This is a genomic window from Oleiagrimonas sp. (assembly GCF_027858935.1).
Taxonomy (GTDB): domain Bacteria; phylum Pseudomonadota; class Gammaproteobacteria; order Xanthomonadales; family Rhodanobacteraceae; genus Oleiagrimonas.
Genome location: NZ_JAQIBU010000258.1, coordinates 1 through 9,598, shown reverse-complemented (window position 1 = coordinate 9,598; position 9,598 = coordinate 1). Strand labels below are relative to the sequence as shown.

Annotated in this window: 6 protein-coding genes; 4 read left to right on the top strand and 2 right to left on the bottom strand. The window is 64.7% G+C overall.

The genetic code is table 11. From position 1 onward, the window contains the following. The coding region (gene ispG, locus PF446_RS09480; RefSeq protein WP_298071183.1) for a flavodoxin-dependent (E)-4-hydroxy-3-methylbut-2-enyl-diphosphate synthase at positions 1 to 1,265 on the bottom strand (1,265 nt) is incomplete at its 3' end. Between the two features lie 142 nt (positions 1,266 to 1,407). Next, positions 1,408 to 3,579, bottom strand: a complete 2,172-nt coding sequence (locus PF446_RS09475; RefSeq protein WP_298071182.1) for an acetyl-CoA hydrolase/transferase C-terminal domain-containing protein — start codon at positions 3,577 to 3,579, stop codon at positions 1,408 to 1,410. Positions 3,580 to 3,704: 125 nt separating this feature from the next. Between PF446_RS09475 and PF446_RS09470 the strand changes: the two genes are divergently transcribed. The 4 genes from PF446_RS09470 to PF446_RS09455 all read left to right on the top strand — a co-directional run. Beyond that, positions 3,705 to 5,129 (top strand): phospholipase D-like domain-containing protein, encoded by a 1,425-nt coding sequence (locus PF446_RS09470; protein WP_298071181.1) that lies wholly within the window; start codon positions 3,705 to 3,707, stop codon positions 5,127 to 5,129. 37 nt (positions 5,130 to 5,166) lie between these two features. Continuing rightward, positions 5,167 to 6,516: an exodeoxyribonuclease VII large subunit gene (gene xseA, locus PF446_RS09465; RefSeq protein WP_298071180.1), complete on the top strand. Its 1,350-nt coding sequence runs from the start codon at positions 5,167 to 5,169 to the stop codon at positions 6,514 to 6,516. Positions 6,517 to 6,577: 61 nt separating this feature from the next. Then, on the top strand, positions 6,578 to 8,236 hold the full coding sequence (locus PF446_RS09460; protein ID WP_298071179.1) for an acetolactate synthase large subunit: 1,659 nt from the start codon (positions 6,578 to 6,580) through the stop codon (positions 8,234 to 8,236). A 214-nt stretch (positions 8,237 to 8,450) separates the two neighbouring features. Further along, positions 8,451 to 9,598, top strand: a 1,148-nt coding sequence (locus PF446_RS09455) for an aldehyde dehydrogenase family protein (RefSeq protein ID WP_298071178.1), incomplete at its 3' end; no start/stop codon positions are given.

Here is a 9,598-nt window from a genome sequence, read left to right as displayed (position 1 = left end):
CCGCGTGAAGCGAAATGCGTGGCGATGTAGTCCTCGACCAGGCCAATAAACTCCGTTGCGATACCTTCCCCTCGCAGGGTCACGGTCTTCTTGCCGTCGACAAATACCGGGGCCGATGGCGCCTCACCGGTTCCCGGCAGCGAGATGCCGATGTTGGCATGCTTGGACTCCCCCGGCCCGTTGACCACGCATCCCATCACCGCCAGGGTCAGGTTCTCCACGCCGTCGTACTTGATGCGCCATTCCGGCATCTTCGCGCGCACATGCGACTGCACCGACTGCGCCAGCTCCTGGAATACGGTGCTGGTGGTTCGTCCGCATCCCGGGCAGGCCGTAACCAGGGGTGTGAACGCGCGCAGACCCATGGTCTGCAGCAACTCCTGCGCCACCACCACCTCGTCGCTGCGCGACTGGCCCGGCTCGGGCGTGAGCGAAATGCGGATCGTGTCGCCGATGCCCTCCTGCAGCAGTACCGCCAGGGCTGCGCTGGAAGCGACGATGCCCTTGGAACCCATGCCGGCCTCAGTCAGTCCCAGGTGCAACGCGTAGTCGCAGCGAGCCCCCAGATCGCGATAGACCGCGATCAGCTCCTGCACGCCGGACACCTTGCAGGAGAGGATGATGCGATCGCGCGCAAGACCGAGTTCTTCGGCCCGAGCGGCCGAATCCAGTGCCGAGCGGATCAGGGCCTCGCGCGCCACATGCGCGGCATCCCAGGGGCGACTTCGTGCGTGGTTCTCATCCATCAGCGCCGTGACCAGGCTCTGGTCCAGGGACCCCCAGTTGGCGCCGATGCGCACGGGTTTGTCGTATTCCAGTGCCTTTTCGATGATGGCGGCGAACTGACTGTCCCTCTTTTTGCCAAAGCCCACATTGCCGGGATTGATACGGTACTTGGCCAGCGCCTCGGCACAGCCCGGCTCGGACTCCAACAACTGGTGGCCGTTGTAGTGGAAGTCACCGATCAGCGGCACCGACACGCCCATCATGTCCAGCCGCTCGCGGATCCTGGGGACTGCCGCCGCGGATTCGGGATTGTTGACGGTGATTCGCACCAACTCGGACCCGGCTCGAGCAAGTTCGGCCACCTGCTTGGTGGTCGATGCAACGTCGGCGGTGTCGGTATTGGTCATCGACTGCACCACGACCGGGGCGCCGCCGCCAACATGGACATTCCCGATGTGCACGGCGACGCTGTGGCGGCGCGGCTCGGGTTCGGCGTTGCAGGGAAGGGTATCGGACGTTTGATCGGTAACGGCGGACATGGCGAATATCAAGGTTCTCTGGGAGCGGGGGTCAACAGGCCAAGGATAACTGATGCGTCGATACGCAGTTTGGGGGGAACGCAACCAAACCCAACCCTCCGGGAATGACCGGGGATGCTGCACTCACCCCAACCTGCGCCATTCACATCGAGCGATTGCGGCGCAACGCAGCGCGAAGCAGTCGCCGTTGCAGCCACTCGCCGAATCCGGACACCTTCTCCAGCTGCATTCGCTCCAGGGCTTGTGTTTCCCCTTCGACAATCGGCCCCGGGGCCAGAGCAGTCATCAGCAATCGGGCCCGGTTGCGCCAGCCCTCGCTGTTCCCGCGCAGCCACTTCAGCGCAGGCAACAGGCGCTCCTCGACCGGCGTGAAATCGCTGCCCAATGGAAATGCGGGCAGCAATCCGTCGGCATGGAATGGACGCAATGCATCACGAAGACGGCCAGGCGTGTTCGTGCGCCAGGCCGCAGGCACGCTGAAATCATCCGGCAACTTGCCGGCCGCACGTGCCGCCGTGACCAATCCATTGATGAAGCGCGCATCGGCAATGGCCAACATCGCTCGCACGCACTCCTCGTCCGAACGCCCGCGCATGTCGGCGATGCCGTACTCGGTGATGACGATGTCGCGCAGGTGCCGGGGGATGGTGGTGTGCCCGTAGTTCCAGCGGATGTTGGATTGCAATCGGCCATGCGCTAGACGGGTCGATGGCAGCATCAGTATCGAACGCCCTCCCTCCAGCGCGTGTGCCATCGCAACGAAGTTGTACTGCCCACCTACGCCGCTGACCACGCGTCCATCGGCCAGCGCGTCCGACACGATCGCGCCCAGCGGAGTGGCCATCATGCAGATGTTGAAGAAGCGCGCATCGCGTCGCTGCAAGGCATCCAGCATCTCGCGACCGCCATAGAGCTGGTTGACATCGGAGACGCGGGTCATGTCCAGGCCCTGCCAGTCCTCGCCTTCCAGTGTACGCAGCCACTGGTAGAGATCCTTTGATCCCAGGAAAAATGCCCCGCGCAGGTATCGCCCGTCGCGCAGGGTGCGGTTTTCCAGCACCACGTTCCAGGAAGCACGGTGCGAAGCCGCCTCAAGGTCCAGAGGCAGACGCCCGCCCTTCTCCAGCACCAGTCCATCACCCTGCATGCGGGCCGATTCGGGCAGTATGCCAAAGCGCTGAAGACGGGCTACGTCCCTGGCCGTGACATGGTCAGGCAGACATCCAGCCGCGTGCAGGGCGTCCGCGGCATCCGCGCCGAGGGGAGAAGCAATCCGCCCCTCGGCCAACGCCCTCTCCAAGGCCAGGTCATCATAGGCCAGGCGCGTGAGAATCCCTGCGCGGCGCAGATGCATGAAGCCGTCCATGACCATCTCGCTGGCGCCGTACAGACCAGTGCGCAGAGGTTCGAGTCCACCCAGTTCGTCGGCCAGGACGTGTGTATGGGCCTCAGTGTCCAGCGCAGCAAGCATGGCGCGGTAGCGTTCGTTCTCCCGCTGACGCAGCATGAGGCTCTTGACCAGGGCATCGGACAATGCGCCGATGCCGATCTGCAGGGTGCCGCCATCACGCACCAGCGCACTGGCATGGAGGCCGATGGCGTACTCGATGGGGTCGACAGCTTCGCGAGGCAGCGCGAACAGCTCAGGTGGCGGATGCTGCTCACGCAGCATCAGGTCGAACAGGCTTGCTGCAACCTCGGCCCCGCCGCCCATGAAGGGCATGTCCGGATGCACCACGGCAACCCAAAGTGGACCGGGACGTCCGGCCGCGACCATGCGGTCGAACAAGTCCAGAGTCACGTCGGGGTTGCTTCCGAGACTCACTCGCATGGCCTCGCCATCTCCGCGCACGGCGACCTGTTGCAGCACCAGGTTGATGTCGCACTTCACAAGATCGCGTGCGACGTGCGTGTAGTTCTGGCTGATGTAGCTCCGCTGCACCTCATCGGTGTGCAGAAAGACCCCGGACTGCAGATAGAACTCATGCACTTGGACATTGTCGGGCAGGCGGCCGCGACGCATGTCCACGGCATAGGCCAGGTCGATGAATCCCTGGCCGTAGTGACGTTTCAGAAACGGTTCCAGGAAGCGTGCCTCCAGACCGGGAGATGCCGTCGGTTGCTGCAGCGAAAGTGCTGTATACAACGTCAAGTGCAAGCTGCTGTCCTTGCGTACGCGATCATAGAGTGCGTTGAGCAAGGCGACGGGCTTGCCCAGGCCAAGCGGCGCGGCTACGCGCAATACGGGACCGCAACGTTGAAGTATCTGGTCCACGCAGGCTTCGATGGCGGCGACCATTTCGGGCTTCGTCATGGCGGCAACTTTCCTCCGGACGGACGCATCATGGCAGATGCGGAAGGATGTGTCCGTGGCGGATGCGCGAGTACACTGCGCACATGCCATCGATGCATGACGAATCCCCAAATCCGCTTCACGACATGGCCGAACGTGCCTTCAGTCGCGCCGCTGGCGCCGAGCGGATCGAAGGCAATCAGGTCCGCCTTCTGATCGACGCCTCCGCGCATTTCGAGGCCTGGACTGCATCCATCCGCTCGGCCCGTCGCGTGATCCTGGTCGAGAACTACATCTTTCGCGACGACGCGATCGGTCACGCCCTGCGTGATGCCCTGGTCGAGCGGGCCCGGGCTGGCGTGGCCGTGTACCTGATCCGTGACTGGCTCGGCTGTATCGGCCAGTCCGGCCGGTCCTTCTGGGCACCGCTTCTGGAAGCCGGCGGTAAGGTGCGGGTCTATGCCACGCCGCAGCTGACCCGCCCGCTGGCCATACTCAGCCGGGACCATCGCAAGCTGCTGTGCATCGACACCGAGATCGCTTACCTGTCCGGCGTATGCGTGAGCGCGAAGTGGCTGGGCGACCCGCAGCGCAATGTGCCGCCCTGGCGCGATACCGGAGTGGCCGTGCAAGGCCCGGCCCTGGCGGCCATGCAGCGCGCCTTTGCCGACAATTGGGCCAGCCTTGGCGATCGGCTGCCTGAAGATCTCCTCACGAGCCAGGATGCGATCGCGGACGCCGGCCCGACACCGGTGCGCGTGATCGCCACGCGACCCGCCACCACCGGAGTCTATCGTCTTGACCAGACCATCGCGGGCATGGCGAAACGGACACTGTGGCTCACGGACGCCTATTTCGTCGGGCTTTCACCCTATATCCAGCAACTGGCTGCTGCCGCGCGCGACGGCGTGGACGTGCGCCTGCTGGTGCCCGGCTCCAGCGACATCCCCATGGTCGCCGGCTTCTCCCGGGCCGGCTACCGGCCCCTGTTGCAGGCCGGTGTGCGCGTGTTCGAGTGGAATGGTTCGATGCTGCACGCCAAGACTGCCGTGGCCGACGGCCAGTGGGCGCGGGTCGGTTCATCCAATCTCAACATTGCCAGCTGGATGGGCAATTGCGAGATCGACCTTGCGGTCGAGGACGTCGACTTTGCCCAACGCATGGAGGAGCAGTACGAGCAGGACCTGACAAAGGCCACCGAGATCGTGCTGGCCCCGCGCCGCCGGCGTCGCGGCCAGCGTGTCGGGGAACACAGCGAGCGGCCACCGCGTCCACGGCGACCGGGCGGAAGCTCAAGTCGCGCGGCGGCCGCAAGCCTGCGCCTGGCCAATACCGTCGGCGCAGCACTGACCGAGCGCCGCGTACTGGGCAGCGCCGAACGCGGCCCGCTGGGCGTCGGCGCCCTGGCCTTGCTGACGATCGGCGTATCGAGCCTGTTCTGGCCGGCCATTCTGGGCTGGCCACTGGCCATCATCCTGCTCTGGCTGGGTCTTGGTCTTGCCGTCCGCTGGTGGAAGCTGCGTGAACGCACCAAAGCGGCTGAAGATGCCGATCGGCATGACGCCTCGTGATACCTTGAAAAGCCGTCTCCATAATCGCCGATTGATCATGCCCGCATCCGAACGCCCCGGATCCCCAGCTGAAATTCTCACCCCTTCGGCGTTGAACCAGATGGTGCGCGACCTGCTGGAAGATGCGCTGCCGCAAGTCTGGATCGAGGGCGAGTTGTCGAACGTGGCGCGACCGGCTTCCGGACACCTGTACTTCACGCTCAAGGACGCCCAGGCGCAGATCCGTTGCGCCATGTTCAAACCCAAGAGCACCTGGCTGAAGTTCCGCCCGGAAGCCGGTATGCACGTCCTGCTCCGCGCCCGCGTGGGTCTTTATGCACCGCGCGGTGACTACCAGCTGATCGTTGAGCACATGGAGGAGGCCGGTGAAGGCGCCCTGCGCCGCGCCTTCGAGGAACTCAAGGCGCGGCTGGAGGCCGAAGGCCTTTTCGCCACGGCGCGCAAACGCGCCCTGCCCCGTTTTCCGCGCCGCATCGGCGTCATCACTTCGGCCAGCGGCGCTGCCATCCGCGACGTGCTGAGCGTGATGCAGCGACGCTTTCCGCTGGCCTGCGTGGATGTCCTGCCCGTGCCCGTCCAGGGCAAGGAAGCGCCCCCCGCCATCGTCGCCATGCTGGGCAAGGCTTCGGCCAGCGGCCGCTACGATGTGCTGCTGCTGACCCGGGGCGGCGGTTCACTGGAAGATCTTTGGGCCTTCAATGACGAGGCCGTGGCACGCGCCATCCATGCCAGCGCGGTTCCGGTGGTATCCGCGGTCGGACATGAGGTTGATTTCAGCATTTCGGACTTCGTCGCCGACCTGCGCGCGGCAACGCCCTCGGCGGCTGCGGAGTTGCTGGTTCCCGAACGCAGCGACCTGTTGCGGCAACTGGCCCGCCATCGCGAACACCTGCGCACGCGCGCCACGCGCACCTTGGAAACCGCGGTGCAGCGACTGGACCACATCCTGAGCCGACTGCAGGCTCAACATCCGCGCGCGCGCCTATTACAGGGGTCCGATCGCCTGGCCGCGCTGCGCACCCGTCTGACGCACGTGGCGCAGAACGTGCTGCGCGAGGCCGACGGCGCAATGCACCAGGCCCGTCTGCGTCTGCTGGCCGAGCATCCACGTGCCCGCGTGGATGCTCTCGGGCACACGCTTGAGGACCGCCAGCGTCGTCTTGAGGCCGCCATCTCGCTACAACTCGAGCGCAAGCAACGCCGCACCGCGGAATTGCGTCGTGCACTGCATGGAGTCAGCCCGTTGGCCACCCTCGATCGAGGCTACGCAATCATGTTCGATGATCAGGGACGAACCGTGCGTTCAGTGCAGGGTGTGGTGCCGGATGCCATACTTGAAGCTCGCCTCAGTGACGGGACATTGCATTTGAGGCACATCCCCAAGTAAACCGGCGCCCGGCACGACCGGGCCGGACGCCGCCAACCGGTCCAACCCGGAAGGAGCGTGCGTGAAAGCATCCGATCTGTTCGTGAAGGCGCTGGAAGCTGAAGGCGTCCAGTGCATCTTTGGCGTTCCCGGCGAGGAGAACCTCGACGTCGTCGAGTCGCTTCGCAATTCGTCCATCCGCCTGGTGGTCACACGCCACGAGCAGGCCGCCGGTTTCATCGCCGCGACCTGGGGCCGCCTGACCGGCAAGGCCGGCGTGGCCATGTCCACACTCGGCCCCGGCGCGACCAACCTGGTCACCGCCGCGGCCTATGCGCAGCTCGGCGCCATGCCGATGCTGATGATCACCGGACAGAAGCCCATCCGCCTGCACAAGCAGGGCATGTTCCAGTTGGTCGACGTGGTCGACATGATGCAGCCGCTGACCAAGTACACCCGCCAGATCGTATCCGGACAGACCATCCCGGCGCGTATACGCGAGGCCTTCCGCCAGGCCGAGGAAGAGCGTCCCGGTGCCGTGCACCTGGAGCTGCCCGAAGACATCGCGCGCGACGACGTCGACGATCCGGTACTGTTGCCGACCGAGTATGCGCGGCGTCCTTCCGCCGACGAAGCTGCACTGGTGCAGGCTGCCGAAGCCATCTCCAGCTCGCGCCATCCGATCCTGATGATCGGTGCCGGCGCCAACCGCCAGCGCACCGCCAAGGGCCTGCGCGCGATGATCGACAAACTTGCCATCCCCTTCTTCACCACCCAGATGGGCAAAGGCGTGATCGACGAGGAGCATCCGTTGTGGCTGGGCAACGCGGCGCTGTCCGACGGCGACTTCGTGCACCGCGCGATCGACGCGGCGGACACCATCATCAACGTCGGCCACGACGTGGTCGAGAAACCGCCCTTCTTCATGCGCAAGGGCAAGCGCACCGTGATCCACATCAATTTCTCCTCGGCCGAAGTGGACATGGTCTATTTCCCGCAGATCGAGGTGGTGGGTGACATCGCGCACACCATCGAGCGACTGACCGATGCCCTGGAGCCACAAAAGCACTGGGACTTCCAGTTTTTCGATACCGTGCGCAAGGCCTTCAAGACGCAACTGGCCGAACACGCCGACGACGAACGCTTCCCGATGCATCCGGTGCGCATCGTCGACGATGTGCGCAAGGTGATGCCCGACGACGGCATCATCTGTCTGGATAACGGCATGTACAAGATCTGGTTCGCCCGCTACTACCGGGCGCGCCAGTCCAACACCATCCTGCTGGACAACGCGCTGGCCTCGATGGGCGCCGGCCTGCCCTCGGCCATGGGTGCCAAGCTGGTGCACCCGGGCTGCAAGGTCATGGCCATCTGCGGCGATGGCGGTTTCATGATGAACGCGCAGGAACTGGAGACCGCGGTACGCCTGAAGATGGATCTGGTGATCCTGATCCTGCAGGACAACGGTTTCGGCATGATCCGCTGGAAACAGGCCGACATGGGCTTCCAGGACTACGGCATGGATTTCGGCAATCCCGATTTCGTGGCCTTTGCCGAAGCTCACGGCGCCATCGGTCACCGCCCCGCCAGCGCCGACGAATTCGTCCCCACGATGGAGCGTGCCTTCGCCGCCGGCGGTGTGCACGTGATTGATCTGGCGATCGACTACTCGGTCAACCACGAAGTCCTCGATGAGGAAATCAAGAAGCGTTCCGCGCAACTCAAGACAGGGACGGCGTAGATCTGGACGAGCCAGGCGAATCCCGGCATGAACGCTCGCATGCAGCCATGCGTTGGGCATCGCTTCGGTCGGTCTGGCCTGCGTCCCCTGAACCCATAAATCCAGGAGAGTGCCCGTGAACCGCGTGCGGCCCGTTGCATGAATCGAATACGCCACCGCACCCAGGCTCGCTCCCCCGAACCATTGCTTGTTTCACATCCCCAAGGAGGACAGCATGCAAAAGCGCTACCCCTACTATCTGGCCAACAAGGCCATGCAGCCGAACGAGGATCTCGAGGTCCTCGACAAATATTCCGGCAAGGTCGCCACGCGCGTGGCGATGCCCGACGACAAGGCCATCGAGAAAGCCATCGCCGCGGCCGTGAAGGCCGAGGGCCCGATGCGCGAGTTCAAGCCCTATCAGCGCCAGGCCGTGCTCAATCACTGCGTGAAACGCATGACCGAGCGCAGCGACGAGTTGGCCAAGGCGTTGTGCGTGGAGGCCGGCAAGCCGATCAACGACGCCAAGGGCGAGGTCACGCGCCTGATCGACACCTTCCGCATCGCCGCCGAACTGGCACCACAGATTGGTGGTGAAGTGCTGAACCTGGAAATCTCCGAGCGTGCCAAGGGCTACCGCGGTTTCACCAAGCGCGTGCCACTGGGCGCCTGTTCGCTGATCACGCCGTTCAACTTTCCGCTCAACCTGGTCGCGCACAAGGTCGCGCCGGCCATCGCCGCCGGCTGCCCATTCGTGCTCAAGCCCTCCGAGAAGACCCCGATCGGCGCGCTGATCATCGGTGAAGTGCTGGCCGAGACCGACCTGCCCAAGGGCGCGTTCTCGGTCCTCCCGGTCACAGGCGACCGGGCCGCGCCGTTCGTGGAGGACCAGCGCCTGAAGTTGCTGTCGTTCACCGGCGGCCAGATCGGCTGGGACCTCAAGTCCAGGGCCGGCCGCAAGAAGGTGGTGCTGGAGCTGGGCGGCAACGCGGCCTGCGTGGTCGACGAGGACCAGGGCGATCGCCTGGACTTCGTGGTCGACCGGCTGATCTTCGGCTCCTTCTACCAGTCCGGCCAAAGCTGCATCGGCGTGCAGCGGATCTACGTGCACGAATCGCTGTACGACAAGCTTGCGAAGAAATTCGTCGCCAAGACCAAGACACTGAAGGCTGGCGACCCGAAGAACAAGGACACCTTCCTCGGCCCCATGATCACCGAGGACGCCGCCGAGCGCCTGCATGACTGGATCAAGGAGGCCAAGGATGCCGGCGCCACGGTGCTGTGCGGCGGCAAGCGCAAGGGCAGCATGCTCGATGCCACCGTGCTGGAAAATGTCCCGCACGACGCCAAAATCAGCTGCGAGGAGGCGTTCGGCCCGGTCGC